General features: G+C 61.0%; 17 protein-coding genes. 10 read left to right on the forward strand and 7 right to left on the reverse strand.

Going from position 1 to position 19,073, the window contains the following annotated elements:
• Positions 1 to 27 precede the first annotated feature (27 nt).
• From AC244Q_RS24680 to AC244Q_RS24725, 10 genes are all read left to right on the forward strand, one after another.
• Positions 28 to 1,608 (forward strand): FGGY-family carbohydrate kinase, encoded by a 1,581-nt coding sequence (locus AC244Q_RS24680; protein ID WP_245460488.1) that lies wholly within the window; start codon positions 28 to 30, stop codon positions 1,606 to 1,608.
• A gap of 26 nt (positions 1,609 to 1,634) precedes the next feature.
• Positions 1,635 to 3,146, forward strand: a complete 1,512-nt coding sequence (locus AC244Q_RS24685; RefSeq protein ID WP_012755630.1) for a glycerol-3-phosphate dehydrogenase — start codon at positions 1,635 to 1,637, stop codon at positions 3,144 to 3,146.
• A gap of 11 nt (positions 3,147 to 3,157) precedes the next feature.
• Positions 3,158 to 4,090 carry a sugar phosphate isomerase/epimerase family protein gene (locus AC244Q_RS24690; protein ID WP_128406708.1) on the forward strand — a complete coding sequence of 311 codons (933 nt, stop codon included), beginning with the start codon at positions 3,158 to 3,160 and terminating at the stop codon, positions 4,088 to 4,090.
• A gap of 70 nt (positions 4,091 to 4,160) precedes the next feature.
• Complete coding sequence (locus tag AC244Q_RS24695; protein WP_128406707.1) at positions 4,161 to 5,096, forward strand: sugar-binding transcriptional regulator; 936 nt, start codon at positions 4,161 to 4,163, stop codon at positions 5,094 to 5,096.
• Between the two features lie 101 nt (positions 5,097 to 5,197).
• On the forward strand, positions 5,198 to 5,974 hold the full coding sequence (locus tag AC244Q_RS24700) for a DeoR/GlpR family DNA-binding transcription regulator (protein WP_128406706.1): 777 nt from the start codon (positions 5,198 to 5,200) through the stop codon (positions 5,972 to 5,974).
• Positions 5,971 to 6,741 (forward strand): triose-phosphate isomerase, encoded by a 771-nt coding sequence (locus tag AC244Q_RS24705; protein ID WP_017996197.1) that lies wholly within the window; start codon positions 5,971 to 5,973, stop codon positions 6,739 to 6,741. Before AC244Q_RS24700 ends, AC244Q_RS24705 begins: the two co-directional genes overlap by 4 nt.
• 11 nt (positions 6,742 to 6,752) lie before the next feature.
• Complete coding sequence (gene derI / locus AC244Q_RS24710) at positions 6,753 to 7,208, forward strand: D-erythrulose-4-phosphate isomerase (protein WP_017996196.1); 456 nt, start codon at positions 6,753 to 6,755, stop codon at positions 7,206 to 7,208.
• A 352-nt stretch (positions 7,209 to 7,560) separates the two neighbouring features.
• A complete protein-coding gene (ligD, locus tag AC244Q_RS24715) occupies positions 7,561 to 8,601 on the forward strand; it encodes a non-homologous end-joining DNA ligase (RefSeq protein ID WP_128406723.1) in 1,041 nt (346 codons plus the stop codon).
• A gap of 368 nt (positions 8,602 to 8,969) precedes the next feature.
• Positions 8,970 to 9,203 carry a BrnA antitoxin family protein gene (locus AC244Q_RS24720; protein WP_012755636.1) on the forward strand — a complete coding sequence of 78 codons (234 nt, stop codon included), beginning with the start codon at positions 8,970 to 8,972 and terminating at the stop codon, positions 9,201 to 9,203.
• 40 nt (positions 9,204 to 9,243) lie between these two features.
• Positions 9,244 to 9,639 (forward strand): hypothetical protein, encoded by a 396-nt coding sequence (locus AC244Q_RS24725; protein ID WP_012755637.1) that lies wholly within the window; start codon positions 9,244 to 9,246, stop codon positions 9,637 to 9,639.
• A 91-nt stretch (positions 9,640 to 9,730) separates the two neighbouring features.
• Here AC244Q_RS24725 and AC244Q_RS24730 read toward each other — a convergent pair whose 3' ends face one another.
• From AC244Q_RS24730 to ligD (AC244Q_RS24760), 7 genes are all read right to left on the reverse strand, one after another.
• A complete protein-coding gene (locus AC244Q_RS24730) occupies positions 9,731 to 10,630 on the reverse strand; it encodes a carbohydrate ABC transporter permease (protein ID WP_012755638.1) in 900 nt (299 codons plus the stop codon).
• Positions 10,631 to 10,642: 12 nt separating this feature from the next.
• Positions 10,643 to 11,575 carry a carbohydrate ABC transporter permease gene (locus AC244Q_RS24735; RefSeq protein WP_113545619.1) on the reverse strand — a complete coding sequence of 311 codons (933 nt, stop codon included), beginning with the start codon at positions 11,573 to 11,575 and terminating at the stop codon, positions 10,643 to 10,645.
• A gap of 84 nt (positions 11,576 to 11,659) precedes the next feature.
• Positions 11,660 to 12,964, reverse strand: coding sequence for an ABC transporter substrate-binding protein (locus tag AC244Q_RS24740; RefSeq protein WP_003562462.1), 1,305 nt, complete (start codon positions 12,962 to 12,964; stop codon positions 11,660 to 11,662).
• A 150-nt stretch (positions 12,965 to 13,114) separates the two neighbouring features.
• Positions 13,115 to 14,182: an ABC transporter ATP-binding protein gene (locus tag AC244Q_RS24745; RefSeq protein ID WP_003562461.1), complete on the reverse strand. Its 1,068-nt coding sequence runs from the start codon at positions 14,180 to 14,182 to the stop codon at positions 13,115 to 13,117.
• A 155-nt stretch (positions 14,183 to 14,337) separates the two neighbouring features.
• Positions 14,338 to 15,324, reverse strand: coding sequence for a D-erythronate dehydrogenase (denD, locus tag AC244Q_RS24750; protein WP_128406705.1), 987 nt, complete (start codon positions 15,322 to 15,324; stop codon positions 14,338 to 14,340).
• 21 nt (positions 15,325 to 15,345) lie between these two features.
• Positions 15,346 to 16,071 carry a FadR/GntR family transcriptional regulator gene (locus tag AC244Q_RS24755; protein WP_128406704.1) on the reverse strand — a complete coding sequence of 242 codons (726 nt, stop codon included), beginning with the start codon at positions 16,069 to 16,071 and terminating at the stop codon, positions 15,346 to 15,348.
• Positions 16,072 to 16,277: 206 nt separating this feature from the next.
• On the reverse strand, positions 16,278 to 18,923 hold the full coding sequence (gene ligD / locus AC244Q_RS24760; protein WP_128406703.1) for a DNA ligase D: 2,646 nt from the start codon (positions 18,921 to 18,923) through the stop codon (positions 16,278 to 16,280).
• Between the last annotated feature and the right edge of the window lie 150 nt (positions 18,924 to 19,073).

Raw genomic sequence — 19,073 nt, forward strand, 5'->3', positions numbered from 1 at the left:
TTGCGGTGGTGGCGAGATAGGCCTGCGATGACATCGACCCAGAAGATCATCATTGGCATAGATGCCGGCACCTCGGTCATCAAGGCCGTCGCCTTCGATCTGTCCGGCCGCCAGATCGCCACGGCCTCCGTTCGCAACCGATACGCCACCGGAGACGATGGGTCGGCAACGCAGTCGCTGGATCAGACCTGGCTCGATTGCGCCAGCGCGTTGCTTGGTCTCGGCGAAAAAGTCCCCGATCTTGCGTCACGCACCGCAGCCATCGCCGTCACCGGACAGGGCGACGGCACCTGGCTCGTCGGCCGCGCCAATAGGCCGGTTGCCGATGCCTGGCTATGGCTCGACGCGCGCGCCGCAACGACGGTTACGGCACTCGCCGGCGGAACGCAGAATCGTGCCCGCTTCGAGGCGACCGGCACCGGCCTCAACACTTGCCAGCAGGGTGCGCAACTCGCCCATATGGACCGCTTCACGCCGGATCTTCTCGATCGGGCGGAGACGGCACTGCACTGCAAGGACTGGCTCTATCTCAACCTAACAGGCGTGCGGGCAACCGATCCATCGGAGGCAAGTTTCACCTTTGGCAATTTCAGGACGCGCCAGTATGATGCCGTCGTCATCGACGCGCTCGGCCTTGACCACAGGCGCGGGCTCCTGCCCGAAATCATCGACGGCAGCGAGATCAGTCACCCGCTGACATCGGAGGCGGCGAAGGCCTGCGGGCTTCTTGCCGGAACGCCGGTCTGCCTCGGCTATGTCGACATGGTGATGACGGCGCTTGGTGCAGGTGTGCGCAGCGGCGCTCGCAACGCTGCCTGCTCGACGATCGGCTCCACCGGCGTGCATTTGCGCGCCAAGTCCGTTGCCGACGTTCAGCTCAATCGCGAGGGCACCGGCTATGTGATCGCCCTGCCTATCCCCGGCATCGTCACTCAGGTCCAGACCAATATGGGCGCCACGATCAACATCGACTGGATCCTTAATGTCGCCGCCTATCTGATGGCCGAGGCAGGCAAGCCTGCTTTGCATGCAGACCTCATTGCACGCATTGACGGCTGGTTTGCAGAAAGCCGACCGGGGTCGGTACTTTACCACCCCTACATTTCCGAGGCGGGCGAACGTGGGCCTTTCGTCAACGCCAATGCGCGCGCGGGCTTCACTGGGCTTTCGATGCGTCACGGCTTCCCTGACCTGCTGCGCAGCGTGGTCGAAGGGTTGGGTCTTGCCACCCGCGACTGCTACGCGGCGATGGGTGCGATGCCCGAAGAACTGCGGGTCACAGGCGGGGCAACACGCTCCGTCGCCCTTCGCCGTTCACTCTCGGCCGCCGTTAACGCACCGATCCGCCAGTCGCGCCGCGAGGAGACGGGGGCGGCCGGCGTGGCGATGATGGCCGCGGTGGCTGTCGGCGTCTATTCCAGCATGGACGATTGCATTGCCGACTGGGTGATGCCGCTGCTCGGCGATCCGGAGACACCGGATGCCAGCGAGGCCCACCGGTTCGACCGGCTCTTTTCTGCCTATACCGATGTGCGCCAGGCAATGGCGCCCGCCTGGGACAAGCTTGCCGCAGCCGCAACGACGTCGCCGGTGGGCGCGCAATTCTGATGCAGCAGGCATCGAAGGAGCATGACATGACCGAACCCGAACTCCTGGATCTCTTCGTCATCGGCGGAGGCATCAACGGCGCGGGGATAGCACGCGATGCTGCCGGCCGCGGCCTGAAGGTCGTGCTGTGCGAAAAGGACGATCTAGCCCAGGGAACCTCGTCGCGCTCGGGCAAGCTGGTGCATGGCGGCCTGCGTTACCTCGAATATTACGAATTCCGCCTGGTGCGTGAGGCGCTGATCGAGCGTGAAGTGCTGCTCAACGCCGCGCCGCATATCATCTGGCCGATGCGCTTCGTCCTGCCGCATAGCCCGGAGGATCGCCCAGCATGGCTCGTGCGGCTCGGCCTCTTCCTCTATGATCATCTCGGCGGCCGCAAGAAGCTGCCCGGGACCCGCACGCTCAACCTGCTCCGCGACCCGGAAGGCACGCCGATCCTCGATCAATACACACGCGGCTTTGAATATTCCGATTGCTGGGTCGACGACGCCCGCCTCGTGACCTTGAACGCGGTCAGCGCAGCGGAAAACGGCGCTCTGGTTCTCACCCGCTCGCCGGCCGTGTCGGCCCGTCGCGAGAATGGCGGTTGGACCGTGGTCACGAAAAGCAACGCCACGGGCGAGATGCGAACCTTCCGTGCCAAATGTCTGGTGAACTGCGCCGGCCCCTGGGTGATGGACATCATCAATCGCGTCGCCGGTTCGAACTCCGGCCGCAATGTCCGCCTCGTCAAGGGCAGCCACATCATCGTGCCGAAGTTCTGGGCAGGCGCCAATGCCTATCTGGTGCAGAACCACGACAAACGCGTCATTTTCATCAATCCCTACGAGGGCGACAAGGCGCTGATCGGGACGACCGACATCGCCTACGAAGGCCGGGCCGAGGATGTCGCCGCCGACGAGACGGAGATCGAGTATCTGCTCAAGGCGGTCAATCGCTACTTCAAGGAAAAGCTGCGTCGCCACGACGTGCTGCACAGCTTCTCCGGCGTGCGCCCGCTGTTTGACGATGGCAAGGGCAACCCGTCCGCCGTTACCCGCGACTATGTCTTCGATCTCGACGAGACAGGCGGCGCTCCGCTGCTCAACGTCTTCGGCGGCAAGATCACCACATTCCGCGAGCTTGCCGAACGCGGCATGCAGCGTCTCAAGCATATTTTCCCGAATATGGGAGGCGACTGGACTGAGAAAGCGCCGCTGCCGGGCGGCGAGATTCCGAATGCCGATTACGAGAGCTTCGCCAACAGCCTGCGCGATATTTATCCCTGGATGCCGCGCAAGCTCGTGCATCACTACGGCCGTCTCTATGGCGCCCGCGCCAGGAATGTGGTTGCCGGTGCGACGGGCATAGAAGGGCTCGGACGGCATTTCGGCGGACAGCTCTATGAGGCCGAGGCCCGCTATCTCGTCGCCACGGAATGGGCCGAAACGGCGGACGACATCCTCTATCGCCGCACCAAACACTACCTCCATCTGAACGAAGCGGAGCGCGCGGCCTTTGGCGAGTGGTTTGCTTCAACCCGCCTTGCCGCCGCCTGAAGGATGCCGCCATGCCGCTGACCCTTTCGCTCAATACCAATCCGCTGGTGAACCGCTTCGCCGACCCAGACGATCTGATCGATACGGTTGCGCATGACCTGCGGATCCGCGACCTTCAACTGACCCACGAGTTCATCAATCCGAGCTGGCAGGCGCCCGTGATCAGCCGCCTGACGCGCACGATGAGCGCTGCACTGAATCGCACCGGCGTGCGGGTCACCTCGGGCATGACGGGCCCCTATGGGCGCCTCAACCATTTCGGACATCCGGATGCCGATGTGCGCCGCTACTACGTCGACTGGTTCAAGACCTTTGCCGACATCACCGCCGATCTCGGCGGCCATTCGGTCGGCACGCAATTTGCGATCTTCACCTATAAGGACTTCGACGATCCGGCCAGACGCGAGGAACTGATCAAGATCGCCATCGATTGTTGGGCCGATGTCGCCGATCATGCGCGCGCCGCAGGCCTCTCCTACTTGTTCTGGGAGCCGATGAGCATCGGCCGCGAGTTCGGCGAGACGATCGGCGCTTGCCTGTCGCTGCAGGAGCGTCTAACAGGCGCCGGGATGGCTATCCCGATGTGGATGATGGCGGATATCGATCATGGCGACATCACCTCCGCCAATCCCGACGACTACGACCCCTATGCCTGGGCACGCGCCGTCCCGCCGGTATCTCCGATCATCCACATTAAACAGAGCTTGATGGACAAGGGCGGGCACCGGCCCTTTATCGCCGAATTCAACGCCAAGGGCCGCATACAGCCGGCAGCTCTGCTCCAGGCGCTGGCCGAAGGTGGGGCGAAGGACAATGAAATCTGCCTGGAACTTTCCTTCAAGGAACGCGAGCCGAACGATCGCCAGGTCATCCCGCAGATTGCCGAAAGCGTCGCCTTCTGGGCGCCGCATATCGACACCGGCGTCGCTGACTTGAACATCTGAGGCGGAGATCTTTAAAAGGCAGCACTGCGATACGGCGGAATCGCCGCATGACCTTCGAAAAGGAGCCGTGATGACGGACGCCGATGATACGCTTGCCGTGCGTGCTGCCTGGCTTCACTATGCCGGTGGTCTGACGCAGTCCGATGTTGCTCGCCGCCTCGGCGTGCCGTCGGTAAAGGCCCATCGCCTCATCGCCAGAGCGGTCGCCGATGGCGTCGTCAAAGTCACCATCGACGGGGATATCGTCGAGTGTGTCGAGCTGGAGATGCGGCTATCGGAACGGTTCGGGCTTCAATATTGCGAGGTCGCACCCGATCTCGGCGAGGAAGGCTTGCCACTGCGCGCACTCGGCCATGCCGGCGCCGGCTATCTCAAGCGCGAGATCGAGCGCGGCGACAATACGGTCATCGGCCTTGGTCATGGCCGCACGCTTTCCGCCGCCGTCCAATATATGCCGAGGGTGAGCGCGAAGAACCTGCGTTTCGTCTCATTGCTTGGCGGGCTGACACGAAATTACGGCGCCAATCCCTATGACGTGATGCATCGCATCGCCGAAAAGACCGGCGCCCATGCCTATGTCATGCCGGTTCCCTTTTTCGCCAATACCGGCGAGGACCGCGAAGTGCTGAAGGCGCAGCGGGCCGTCAAGGAGGTCTTCGACCTTGCCAATAATGCCGACCTGAAGCTCGTCGGCCTGGGCACTGTCGATGCCGAGGCGCAGCTGGTTTTGTCCGGGATGGTCGAACCCGGTGAAATCGACGACATTGCCACTGCCGGCGGCGTCGGCGAAATCCTCGGACATTTTTTCGACGCCGACGGCCATATCCTCGACACCGCGCTGACGGCGCGCACGCTCTCTGCGTCTTTCCCCAAAACCAAGAAAGAGCGGCTCGTGGCGCTGGCGGGCGGACAGTCGAAAGTGTCGGCCATCCGGGCAATTCTGAATAGCCGCCGCCTTTTCGGGCTGATCACCGACGAGCGAACCGCGCAGGCGCTGATGAAGTAGCTACGGAAACACAACAATATTTTGATCGCAAAATCACAGAATAAATGTTGATTATCACGAAAACTACGTTATCTTAACATTAAGCGAGGGTGGAGACCGGGATGAGGCGGGAAGAGCGGCAGCAGTTGATCGTCAACCTGCTCGTCGAAAACAAGACCGTCGATCTCGACGACCTTGCCGATCGCTTCACTGTGTCAAAGATGACGATCCATCGCGATCTCGACGATCTCGAGCAGGCCGGCGTCCTGCGCAAGGTTCGCGGCGGCGCGACCATTGACGCCGGAACGCAGTTCGAAAGCGACTTCCGCATTCGCGAACGCCAGGGCAACGAAGCCAAGCTGGCTATGGCTCAGACCGCGCTGGAACTGGTCGAACCGGGGATGACGGTGATGGTAAATGACGGCTCGATGGCGGCCGTGCTCGGCGAAATGCTGCTGCAGAAGCGGCCGCTGACCTTGATCACCAACAACGCGGCGATCATGGAGCGGTTGAAAGGCGAAGCCGGCATCGCGCTGATCGCGCTTGGCGGTATCTATTCGGCGAAATTCAACGCCTATCTCGGCGTCGTCACCGAGGAGGCACTGTCGCGGCTGAGGGCCGACATCGCCTTCATTTCAACGCCCGCCGTCAGCGGCGCGCGCGCCTATCACATGGACGATAACGTCGTGCGCGCCAAACGGGCGATGATCGCGTCGTCGACCAGGACCTGCCTTCTGGTCAACCATCAGCGCATCGGCCACACCGCCCTGCATGTCATGGCGGATCTGGCCGACTTCGACGCGATTATCACCGACAGCGCACCAGATGCTGCTGTCCTGGAAGAATTCGAGCAGGCGGGCATTACGCTCACCATCGCATCAACGCAGGATCCGACATGACCGAAAAGCCGCGCTTCTGGATTGGCACCAGCTGGAAGATGAACAAGACGCTTGCTGAAGCCGAACACTTCGCCCGCGGTCTCGAAGCTGCCGACGCCGCGCGCGACCCGCGTATCCAGCGCTTCGTCATTCCGTCTTTCACTGCCGTGCGCGAGGTCAAGGCGATGCTTGCCAAAACCTCGGTGAAGGTCGGCGCCCAGAACATGCATTGGGCCGACCAGGGTGCCTGGACCGGCGAAGTCTCGCCGGTAATGCTGAAGGACTGCAATCTCGATCTCGTCGAGCTCGGTCATTCGGAACGGCGCGAACATTTTGGTGAGACCGACGAGACTGTGGGTCTGAAGACTGAAGCGGCCGTTCGCCACGGTCTCGTTCCGCTGATCTGCATTGGCGAGACGCTTTCCGACCGCGAAAGCGGAAAGGCTGCCGACATCCTCGCGACCCAGGTGCGCGGCGCGCTTTCGAAACTTTCGGGCGCGCAGAAAAGCGCCGAAATCCTGCTCGCCTACGAGCCGGTCTGGGCGATCGGCGAGAAAGGCATTCCGGCGACTGCGGATTATGCCGATGCCCGCCAGTCTGAAATCATCGCCGTTGCCGAAACGGTGCTGGGCCGGAAGATCCCCTGCCTTTATGGTGGGTCGGTCAACCCGCAGAACTGCGAAGAACTGATTTCGAGCCCGCATATCGACGGGCTCTTCATCGGCCGTTCGGCCTGGAATGTCGAAGGTTACCTCGACATCCTGGCCAAATGCGCCGCCAAACTCTGAGGAGAAAGACAATGAAACTTGCCATTGCAGGAGACAGCGCCGGCGAAGGCCTCGCCAAGATTCTGGCTGACCATCTGAAAGAGCGCTTCGACGTCTACGAAGTCTCGCGCACGAGCGCCGGTGCAGATCCTTTCTACGCCAACCTCTCGGACCGCGTTGCCTCAGGCGTCATCGACGGCACCTACGACAAGGCGATCCTCGTTTGCGGCACCGGCATCGGCGTCTGCATCTCGGCCAACAAGGTTCCGGGCATCCGCGCCGCCCTGACGCACGACACCTATTCTGCCGAGCGTGCCGCGCTTTCCAACAATGCGCAGATCATCACCATGGGAGCCCGGGTCATCGGCACGGAGCTTGCAAAGTCGATCGCTGACGCGTTTCTTGCCCAGACCTTCGACGAGAACGGCCGCTCTGCCGGCAACGTCAAGGCCATGGATGATCTCGACGCGAAATACAGCGCCCGCTGAAGAATGACGATGCCGGGCAGGAGTGTGTTCGATGTCACTGAGGCCGCACCCGACGACTGCTCGACCCGATCCAGATCCGGCAGCGAATTCGGGACGCGGAATACGGGAGGCATCTCCGCGTTAAGTCGTTGAATTGAGATTCGTTTCGACTCGGAACAATCCGCCGTGTGATTCGGTTGAGTCGCGTTGTTGCCATCGAAGCGAAGAAGAAGCAGATGAAAAAGCCGAGCAGGACAAAGTCCAAGGCTGGGGAAAAGCAAGGGCCGGCACCGGGCAATGTCATCAGAATCATGAGTGCTCGGCGCAAGCCGGTCGAAGTGGAAAACCGCTCGGGGAGGCGTCAGACTTGATCATGAAGCGCACGCGCCGCCCACTGCCCTTGCTCGACGAGTCTCACTCAACGCTGCATTCTCGTCCGATCCGCAAACGCGATCCTGACCAGCCCAGCCTGCCCTTCGATCCAATGCCATCGCGCGTCGAGCCCTGCCTCGCGCTGCTGAAGCCGACTGTGCCCATTGGGCCGGATTGGCTCTATGAGGTGAAGCTGGATGGCTATCGATTGGCAATCCACGTTGAGCCGAAGGGCGTGCGGGTCATCACCCGTGGCGGCCATGACTGGACCCATCGCTTCCCCACCATCGCCGCGGCAGCGAAAGAGCTTGGCGTAACGACCGCCATTCTCGACGGCGAGGCCGTTGTACTCGATGATAACGGCCGATCGGATTTTGGTGCCCTGCAGCGTTCGCTCGGCGGGCGGGGAGGCAAGCGAGTATCGACCGAGTCGATCCTCGTCGCCTTCGACCTTCTCTATCTCGATGGACACGATCTGACCGGCACCGAGCTTGACGTACGCCGACACCTGCTCGAAGACCTGATACCGGGCGGCGACGATCAGACGATCCGCCTCTCCGAGCAGATAGAGCTGCCGGCCGAAGAACTCCTCGAGCACGCATGCCATCATCATCTGGAAGGTATCATCGCCAAGCATCGCGACCGGCCCTACGGCAGTGGCCGCACGGGCGACTGGCTGAAGATCAAATGCGTCCAGAGCGAGAGCTTCATGATCGTCGGTTATGAGCAGTCCGCATCCGCCCGCGGCGGCATCGGCAGGCTACTGCTGGCCGGCAGACGAGGGCTCGACTGGATTTACGTTGGCTCCGTCGGAACTGGTTTCGGTGCCAGGGATGCTGAATACCTGAAAAAGACGCTGGACCGGTTAAAGACCAACCGGCCGGTCGTTCCGCTGAATGGCAAGCGCCTCGTCCTCGTCCAGCCGACGCTGATCGCTGAGATCGAGTTTCGCGGCTGGACGGATGACGGCAATCTCCGCCATGCTTCGTACAAGGGGCTGCGCGAGGTCCAGGATAATGCCGCAGTCTTCGATATGACCTAACCGCTCGCACTTTTCGGCATCATGCTCTAGATTTGAGCGCTTGCAGCAGGTCAAAACGTCGATCAGAGGCTCTTCAGAAGAAGCCTAAAACTGTGCCGTCCATTGGAATATATCGACGCTCACATAAACACCGGAGCGGACGAAGGGATCTCCTGCGCTCATGAGTTGCTGTATCGCAAAAAAGCTGATTGATGGTCAGATTCTCGGCAGGTCTGGCATCCAGAACCTGCCGGAAAGGCTCTAGCAGACCGGCCGTCGAGCAGGTCGGCTAAATCGTCCTGATAAAACAAGCTAAATAGTCGACGAAGCAGCCGAGATCCCGTATGCCGCTCATATGTCGATCCGACAGGCAATAGAAAGTCATACCGATGGCAAACTCGCCCCGCAGACCTGTCAATCCAATGGATGCTGCCGAAGCGTTGTTCAAACCCGCGAAGAAGAAGCCCGAACAAGCTGTTGAGCGGCCAGCGCTGCCGAATATCAAGGAGCTCGTTTCGCTCAAGATCGACAGTGATGTGCTTGCCCTTTTCCAGGAAGATGGCCCCGGTTGGCAGGATCGGATCAACGATACATTGCGCGCCGCGATGAAGAACAGGCTCTGACCCTGTTGCGCCATCTTGTCCGCCACGGGTGGTCGCTGTGATGCCGAATGCGCTGCACCGGCTTCTCCGCAGTGGTGTTGTCCATGTTCTCTTCGCCTTTTTGGCAATGGGCAGCTGGGCGGTTTTCGCCAATCTCGCGCACGCCATGCCATTGCCGCTCTATGCCGGCCTTGTGCAGGGGACGATATCCGCCTGCCTGACGCTGTTCCTGAAATCTGTGATCGATTGGCTTTCGAAGCGCTTCGTCGGATCTGCGCGATTTTGGGCGCCGCCTCTCATTGCTTGTCTCGGCTCCGCCAGCATTCTCGTGGCAATCCATGCGGCGACCGGTACACCGGAAATACTCAAGACCATCGCACTTCCGCTGCTCGTATCGACGAGCTACGCGGCGATTTACAACTATTCGATCTCGCCAAGACGAGGTTTCGATACATAATGGGCAGGCAACTGATCCCATTGGCGGACACGCCTCCTGCGATAACAAGCAGTCGCATGCTGCAGGAAGCAAGGCGTGTCCGCGGTACATGTCACTCCTTCACTGCCCCGGTCATCGATGAGACGTAGTAGTCCACGAAGAACGAGTAGAGGATGACCACCGGGAGCGAGCCGAACAATGCGCCCGCCATCAGTGCCCCCCATTCGAAGACGTCGCCGCGCACCAGTTCGGTCAGCACGCCGACCGGGATGGTTTTGTTTTCCGACGACTGGATGAAGGTTAGCGCATAGATGAATTCGTTCCAGGACAGCGTGAAGGCGAAGATGCCAGCCGAAATCAGTCCGGGTACGGCGAGCGGCAGGATGATCTTGGTGAGAATCTGCCATCTATTGGCGCCGTCCACCAGCGCGCTTTCCTCCAGCTCGAATGGGATCGAGCGGAAATAGCCCATCAGCAGCCAGGTGCAGAAGGGAATGAGGAAGGTCGGATAGGTGAAGATCAGCGCCAGCCGCGAGTCATAGATCCCGAGCTTGAAGACGATGAAGGCAAGCGGGATGAAGAGGATCGACGGCGGCACGAGATAGGCGAGGAAGATGACGAGGCCAACCGAACGCGAGCCTGTAAAGCGGACGCGCTCGATCGCATAGGCGCCGAAGACTGAGGCCACCAGCGAGAGGAAGGTGGAGCAGACCGCGACCAGCATCGTGTTCCACAGCCAGCCCGGATAGGATGTCTCAAAGAACAGGTATTTGACGTGATCGAGCGTCGCGCCTACCACCCAGAAGGGGCTGTAGTTGCTGTAGTCGGTCAGCTGGTCGTTCGGCTTCACCGCGGTGATCGCCATCCAGTAGAACGGGAAGAGCAGCACGACGACGAAGACGGCCATCGGCAGGTAGAGCATCACGATCCGCCGCGGCAGGCGGTTCAGATAGCTCATACCTTCGGCATTGTCGGTCACGACCTGATCGGCGGCGTTTGAATTTATCGACATCGTCACTCTCCCCTAATCCTGGCCGCCCTGTTGCCATTTGCGCCGTTGCAAGCCGAAGAAGCTAAACATGATGGCGCCGAGCAGGAAGGGCACCATGGCGACTGCGATGGCCGCACCTTCACCGAGCTGACCGCCCGGAATGCCGCGCTGGAACGATAGCGTCGCCATCAGATGCGTCGCGTTGACCGGTCCACCCTTGGTCAGCACGTAGATGAGCTGGAAATCCGTAAAGGTGAAGAGAACCGAGAAGGTCATCACAACGGCAATGATCGGCGTCAACATCGGCAGCGTCACATAGCGGAACCGTTGCCAGCTCGTGGCGCCGTCGAGAGAGGCGGCCTCCTGCAGCGACGCCGGAATCGTCTGCAGCCCCGCAAGCAGCGAGATCGCCACGAAGGGAATGCCGCGCCAGACATTGGCGACGATGACGGATATGCGCGCATTTATGGGGTCGCCGAGAAAATTGATCGGTCCGCTGATCAACCCCAGCTGCATCAGCGACCAGGAGATGATCGAAAACTGGGAATCGTAGATCCACCAGAAGGCCAGCGCCGAAAGCACCGTCGGCACGACCCAGGGAAGCAGCACGATCGCCCGGAAGAAGGACTTGAACGGTAGGTGCTGATTGAGCAGCATTGCCAGCCAGAGGCCGAGCGCGAATTTCAGCACCGAGGCAACGGAGGTATAGAGAATGGTGTTGAAGACCGACAGCCAGAAGACGCTGTCGTCCATCAGGAACTGGTAGTTCTCCAGGCCGATGAAGACGCCGTCGCGGCCGATCCTCGTATCGGTGAAGCCGAGCCAGACACCGAGCCCCAGCGGATAGGTCAGAAAGCAGACGAGGAACACTGCCGCTGGCAGCATGAACAGGAAGCCGAGCACATTGTTGTTCTGCAGGAGCGAGGAGATCGGCCCGCGTCTATCCTCCGGATTCACCATCGACATTGCTTATCTCCCAGATTGCACTTGAACTCCCAGAGGACGTTGCGGCATGCCGAAGCCGGCATGCCGCTTGCTTTGAAGCGCGGCTCAGACGCGGTAGTAGCGGTTGGCCCGCCGTTCAGCTTCCTTCATCGCATCCTCGGGCGACATCTGGCCGGTGACGGCGGCGGCATACATGTCGACCAGAACGTAATCGGCCATGGTCGCTGCCGAGGCATAACCGAGTGGGCCGGCATAGCCGTTCGGACGCAGCTTTTCCGAGGCACGTGCATAAGGCGCGTGGATCGGATCGGATGTCCAGATCGGGTTCTTGGCGAAAGCCTTGAGCGGCTGGCAGCAATAGGCGCTTGAGCCCTGGATCCAGGCATTCATCTGGTCGGCTTCCATCATGAACTTGATGTAGGCCTTCGCCGCTTCCGGATATTTCGTATGCTTGAAGAGAAGCAGCGAGCTAGTCTGGAAAAGCTCGACGCTCTGGCCAACCGGGCCGATCGGGAAATTCGTCGTGCGGATGTCCTTGGCGATCTCGGCGAGCTTCGGGTCGTTCTTGGCCGTGTAATAGACCGAGACGCCGTTGGCGATCAGCGACACCTGACCGGCGAGGAAGGCGCGGTTGTTGTTGACGTCCTGCCAGCTTTCCGTGCCCGGAATGAAGGTCGCATAGAGTTCCTTGGCATAGTTGATCGACGCCAGCGTTTCCGGGCTGTTGATCGTCACCTTGCCGCCTTCGTCGACCATCTTGCCGCCATGGCTCCAAAGCAGCCAGTGGGCGTAGTTGTTGCCGTCGCCGACGGCCTTGCCGTGCGGGAAGCCGGCCGGCGTGCCCTTGGCTTTCATCGCCTTGCAAAGCTCGAGGAAGCCTGCCGTGTCCTTCGGGAACTCGCTGAAGCCAGCTGCTTTCACGTGAGTGTCGCGATAGACCACCGCATTGCCGATTGCCGCCAGCGGCATGGCGATGAAGGTATCGCCGCGCGCGGCATAGCCCTTCACACCGTCGTACCAGCCGCCATATTTGTTGCCGAGATAGTTGGCGAGTTCGGTCAGGTCGACCAGCTTGTCGGGATACTGGTGAGCGTCGTCGAACCAGCACATGATGAGGTCCGGGCCGGAGCCGACATTGGCCGCGACGGCAGCCTTCGGGCGAATATCTTCCCAGCTTTCCTTGTCGATGCGCACCTCGACGCCGGTCGCTTCGGTGAATTTCTTGGTGTTGGCAAGCCATGCCTCCTCGTCGCCCTTGACGAAAGGTGTCCAGCGCAGCAGCCGCAGGCTGGCGCCGCTTTCCGGCGTGTAGGTCGGTTCAGCCTGCGCGAAGGTCGGCCGAATGCCGAGGCCGGCGGCGCCGGCGACGGCAGCCGAGGCGGCAAGAAAGTCACGTCTTCTGATCCTCATGAGATTCCTCCTCATTAAAAAGCGGGTGCGAACTCCCCGTCGTTCACTTCCCGCTTGGTGAACGACGGTCCTTGCATCCCTGAGAGGGGATGCGTGCCTGTCTGCGGGTGACGAGAGGGCTCCTCCGCCCCGCGCCGCCGCCGGCCGGCCTCAGTCTGTCAATCTCCGCCCGGTTTCGGTGTCGAAGAGATGAACATGCGCGGCGTCGATAGAAACGCGCAGGGTTTCGCCCGGCCGCGCGCTGACGCGTTCGCGGAAGACGCAGCTGAGGTCGCTGCCGCCGAGCCTGAGGATAAGATGCGTCTCGTAGCCGGTCGGCTCGATCACCACGATTTCGCCGGGCAACCCGTTGGCATCGAGTAAAATGTATTCCGGGCGCAGCCCGTAGACGAGGTCGCGGCCGATGGCGTCGGCTGGCGGATTGGCGACCGGGAGCGCAGTGCCGTCGGATGCCCTGAAACTTGTCGGGTTTTCGGGATCGAGCCTGCCCTTGATCATGTTCATCGCCGGCGAGCCGATAAACCCGCCAACGAAGAGATTGGCCGGCTTGTCGTAGAGCTCGAGCGGTGTGCCGATCTGCTCGACGACGCCGTCATGCATGACGACGATCTTGTCGGCCATGGTCATGGCCTCGATCTGGTCGTGGGTGACATAGACCGTCGTCGTTTTCAGCCGCTGGTGCAGTTCCTTGATTTCGGCGCGCATGGCGACGCGCAGCTTCGCATCGAGGTTGGATAGCGGTTCGTCGAACAGAAAGACTTCCGGATCGCGGACGATCGCCCGCCCCATGGCGACACGCTGGCGCTGACCGCCGGAAAGCTGGCGCGGATAACGGTCGAGCAATTTGTCGAGACCGAGGATGCCGGCGGCATATTTCACCCGCTTCTCGGCTTCCGCCTTCGGTGCCTTGTTCAGCATCAGCGAGAAACCCATGTTCTCCTGTACCGTCATATGCGGATAGAGCGCATAGTTCTGGAACACCATGGCGATGTCACGGTCCTTGGGCGGCAGCGTGTTGACCACGCGCCCGCCGATCTTGATCTCGCCGCCGGAAATATTCTCAAGTCCCGCCAGCATCCGCAGAAGAGTGGATTTTCCACAACCCGACGGGCCGACCAGGATCACGAACTCCCCGTCGGCAATGTCGATATCCACGCCTTTGATGACCGGAAATGTCCCGAATGATTTCCGCACATCCGCGAATTGAACGCCTGCCATACCCACTCCTCCCAGAAATCGAGCGCTACATGCTATGTATTCGTATTTTCGTATCTCTTGCCGGCGGCCTTATGTTCTCAAGTCCTTCTGCCAGGGCAATCCCGCATATGCGGGTGTGCCCTGGCGGCACTCTCCTCCTATGGGGCGGCTCAACCTCATTTGGACGCACCCGGAGCGTCTTCGGCGAGGTAGACCTCGATCAGCTCGTCCACCGTGGTTTCGGCGACGAAACCCAGTTGCGTCGCCCGTTCGGGCGTAAAGGACTTCGGCCATCCGGCGACGATCCCTTCAATGACCTCGTCGCGGCGCCGATCGATCAACTCCGCCGCCTCGGGACCGGCAGCACGGCGTAAGGCGGCAATCTGGTCGGCAACGGTGGCGGCGACGCCCGGCATGGTGAGCGTGCGCCGGACACCCAGCGCCGCGGTGTCGAGCGTCGCCGCATGGATCAGGAACTTGATGGCGGAACGCGGGCTTGCCAGCCAGTGCTTGACCGTTTCCTCGACCGGAAGAACAGCCCGCTGGCCTGCAAGCGGTTCACGCAGGATTCCGGAAAAGAAGCCCGATGCGGCGGCATTCGGCGCACCCGGCCGGATCACGATGGTCGGCAACCGGATTCCGACGCCGTCGATAAAGCCGCGCCGCGAATAGTCAGCAAGCAGAAGCTCGGAAATCGCCTTCTGGACTCCGTAGCTGGTCAGAGGTGCGAGCACGTAATCATCGGGAATGGGATCGGGAAACGGCGAGCCATAGACCGCGATCGACGAGGAGAATACGAACCGGGGAACATAGGCTTGGCGGCTTCCTTCCCGGCGGATCGCTTCCAACAGCAATCGCGTGCCGTCGAGATTAACCTTGTAGCCGAGGTCGAAATTGCGCTCGGCTTCGCCGGAAACGATCGCGGCGAGATGGAAGATCACATCGGCCCGGCGAGCCGCCAGGGCTTCCGCTGCGCCGCTTTCGGAAATATCGGCAGCCAGCGCTTCCACCGGCGCAACGACACCGGCGGGTATCGGCGGAGGCGCGATATCCACGAGCGTCATGCGGGTGATTGTATCGCCGCCGAGTGACCCGCTGCGCCCCAGCGTGGCTGCGAGCTTCCGGCCGATCATTCCTCCCGCCCCGATAATGAGAGTATGCATCGTGTTTCGCCTCCTTGCGAACTACGAGAAGAGTAACTTGGTCGTCGTATAAATACGGGTTTCGTGGATTGCGAAGGCCGTGCATGCGGCATCCGGGTCCCGCGTCTCCAAACCAGCGAGGATCAACCGGTGATCGGCGATGCTCGTGGTGATCGTTCCGGGCTGCGATACGACGCGCCTTCGGTGGCTCAGAAGATAGGAATAGAGGTCGGCGGCCATATCAGCCAGCACCGCGTTGCCGCTGGAACGGTAGATAACGGTGTGAAATTCCCGGTCACATATCAAAAAACGCACAGGATCGTCACAGGCGGCCTCCTGCGCTGCGATCGACTTGCGGAGATACTCAAAAGTTGCAGGCTCCATCTTGAGCGCGGCAGCCCTGACGACCTGTGCTTCGATAAGAAGCCGAGCCTCATGAACATTGTCGAGACTGTAGGCCGCGATGTCGCGATAGCGCGCAGCCTGGACGGCCAATTCGCCGACGTCCTCCGATGCCACCACCGTGCGCGTTCCGTGCACAACCGAGAGAATCCCATGGGTGGAAAGGATAAGGATCGCCCCACGGACGGTCTCGCGGCTGACCGAGAGTGCGGAGGCGAGTTCACGTTCGCTTGGCAACGGATCGCCTACCTTGAGAATGCCGGTGGCAATGAAGGTCGCAATCTTCTGGACAACGAAGTCTTTCATCGACTTCTTCGGCGCTCCACCGAGCGCCGCAACGTCTTCGAGCATCGCTCGAACGTCCATTGCTTTTCCCCTCCCCGCTCAGGTCTACTGGTCCGGTAAGTGGACCAGTAGACCTGAGCGAAAGAGGATTGTCAACGCATGATGGCTGCGATTTACCCACCGATATTTGGAGCAGTTTTGTGAATGGCAATATCAGCGCGCCGAGAAAATTCACGCCGAGAAAGCCGGCTGATCACAGTGCCGGACGGTCCATAGTCCGATAGCGCTCAAGCCACTTTGGAGACTTTGCCGAGCCGCTTGATCGCCTGCTCCAGCGGACGCTTGCCATCGCCGTAATCCTCCCAGGCAGAGGACTTCGACAGCAGCGTCGGGACGGTGCGAATGGTGAAGCGCTTCGGGTCAAGATCAGATTTGACCTGGGTCCAGGTCAGCGGCATCGAGACGGTGGCACCCGGCCGGGCGCGCGGCGACAAAGGTGCAACCGCCGTCGCCATCCGATCGTTGCGCAGATAGTCCAGGAAGATCCGGCCATCCCTCAGGCTCTTCGTCATCTTGATCAGATAGAGTTCGGGATTGTCGCGTGCCATCTGCTGGCAGACGTCGTGGGCAAATCCCTTCGCTTCGGCCCACGAAAGCGGCTTGCGTTTGTTGATCGCAAGCGGAGTGACGACGTGCAGACCCTTGCCCCCAGTGGTCTTGCAAAAGCTGATCATTCCCAGCGCGTCGAGACGGTCCCGCATTTCGCGGGCCGCCGAAACGACCGCGGAGAAGGGCACATCCGGACCTGGATCAAGGTCGAAGACGAGCCGGCCGGGCACCTCAGGCTGACGCGGTTCGCAATTCCAGGGATGCAGCTCGACGGCGCCGATCTGCGCGACGGCAGCAAGGCCTTCGATACGGTCGATCTGCAGGTATGGTTTTTTGTCGCCGAAAACCTTGACCAATTCGACAAGATTCGAGGTGCCGGGCATCGCATGACGCTGAAAAAACTGCTCGCCGCCGATCCCGTCGGGTGTACGGATGATCGAACACGGACGTCCCTTGATGTGCTCGATCAGCCACGAACCGACGGCTTCGTAGTAGCAGGCCAGGTCCTCCTTGGTAACGGTTTTGCCGTCATTGGCATCCGGCCACAGCGGCTTGTCCGGGTTGGAGATCAGCACCCCCATGACCTCGGCCTTGGCGCCTTTTTTGCGGACGGGTCTGGTTTTCGCCTCCACCGTCGGCTGTGGCACGTCAGTTTGCGCGGGCTTTGCCGGCCGTTCGGCCTTGACCTCTTTGGCCGGCTTGTCTTCCCGCAGTCCCTTGAAGGCCGCCTGCCGGACAATGCCGTCTGCGGTCCAGCCTGCGAATTCGATTTCCGCCACTAGCTCGGGTTTTAGCCAGATGACCTCGGCCTCCTTCTTCGGCGCGCCGATGCCGGTGAACGGCGATTTCGCCGTCTCGAGCGCTTTCAACTTCGGAAGCAGCGTTTCCACTTTCTTCGCGCCATATCCCGTGCCGACGCGGCCGACATAGACGAAGTGGTCGCCGTGGTAGACGCCGACCAGCAGGGATCGGAATTTCCCGTTGGTCTGGGCATAGGCGCCGATCACCACCTCGTGGCCGGAGCGGCATTTCGACTTCGCCCAGCTTTCGGTGCGGCCGGATTGATAGGGTGCATCCGCCTCTTTCGAGACGATGCCTTCCAGTGAAAGCTTGCAGGCAGACTGGAGAACTGCATCACCGCCGGTGTCGAAATGCTCGACGAAACGGACGCGCGGATCATCGCCGGCGTCGGACAGAAGGCTTTGAAGCCGCGCCTTGCGCTCGACGAGCGGCAGCGATCGCACATCCTCGCCACCTTCATAGAGAAGATCGAAGGCGAAATAGACGAGCTCGCCGGTCTTGCCTTCCGAAAGGGCCGCCTGCAGAGCCGCGAAATCAGGAGCGCCATGATCGTCGAGGGCGCAGATCTCGCCGTCGATGATCGCATCGGGCAGTGTCGATGCCGCCTCGGCGATCTCCGGATATTTTGCCGTCCAGTCGAGCCCTTTCCTGGTCTTCAGCGTCGCCTCGCCATCCAGCACTCGCATCTGGATCCGGTAACCGTCGAATTTGATCTCGTGAAGCCAGCCAGTGCCTGCCGGAGGGCGTTCCAGTGTCCGGCAGAGCTGCGGCGCAATGAAATCCGGCAGATCGACCTTTGTGGCCGGTTTCGATTTCCGACCGCCTCCGGTGTCGTCTTTTCGCTCTTCGGCAGCCAGTCCGTGATTGCTGTCCCAAACGGCATCAGCCTGAACGTCGCCACCCTCGATCATGAAAGGCCTGGGCTTTCGTCCCTTGCCGCCGGCAATCATCTCCATGGTTCGGCCGGAGGCGACAGAGGTGTCGTTCTCCTCGAGGACCGCTTCGCCTTTGTTTTCGACGGAGAACTCATCATGGTGTTTGATGAGCAGCCAATTTGTCCGGTTGCCGCCGTTGCGATCATTGCGCATGCGCACCAGCACGAAGCTGCCGTGCAGGCGTTTGCCTTCCAAGGTGAACTTGAAGTCACCCTTGGCGAGGGCCTGCTCGGGGCTCTTCTTTCCTTCCGGTTCCCAATAGCCCCGGTCCCAGAGCATGACCGTCCCACCGCCATACTGGCCCTTCGGAATGGTGCCTTCGAAGTCGCCATAGTCGAGCGGATGATCCTCGACCTCAACTGCCAGCCGCTTGTCGTGCGGGTCGAGAGACGGGCCTTTGGTGACCGCCCAGGATTTGAAGACGCCATCCAGCTCGAGCCGCAGGTCGTAGTGCAGCCGGGTGGCATCATGTTTCTGGATGACGAAGCGACGGCGATTGCTGCGCGAGAGGCGTTTTTCACCGCTCGGCTCATCCGTTTTTTTAAAGTCGCGCTTCGACCGATAGGTCGATAGTTTGTCACTGGCCATGGTCGTTCCCGAAAGCAACCCCGACAGCGAAATGCCGCCTGGCGGCTGGAAGTTCCATCAGGGTGCTCCTCCAGCCGTCAGCGGATGAAACGGCTGGGATAGGCGAGAAAAAATTTCTCGGCCTCGCCGCATCGTTCTCTTGCTTGAAAC

The organism is Rhizobium sp. CB2179 (assembly GCF_057653455.1).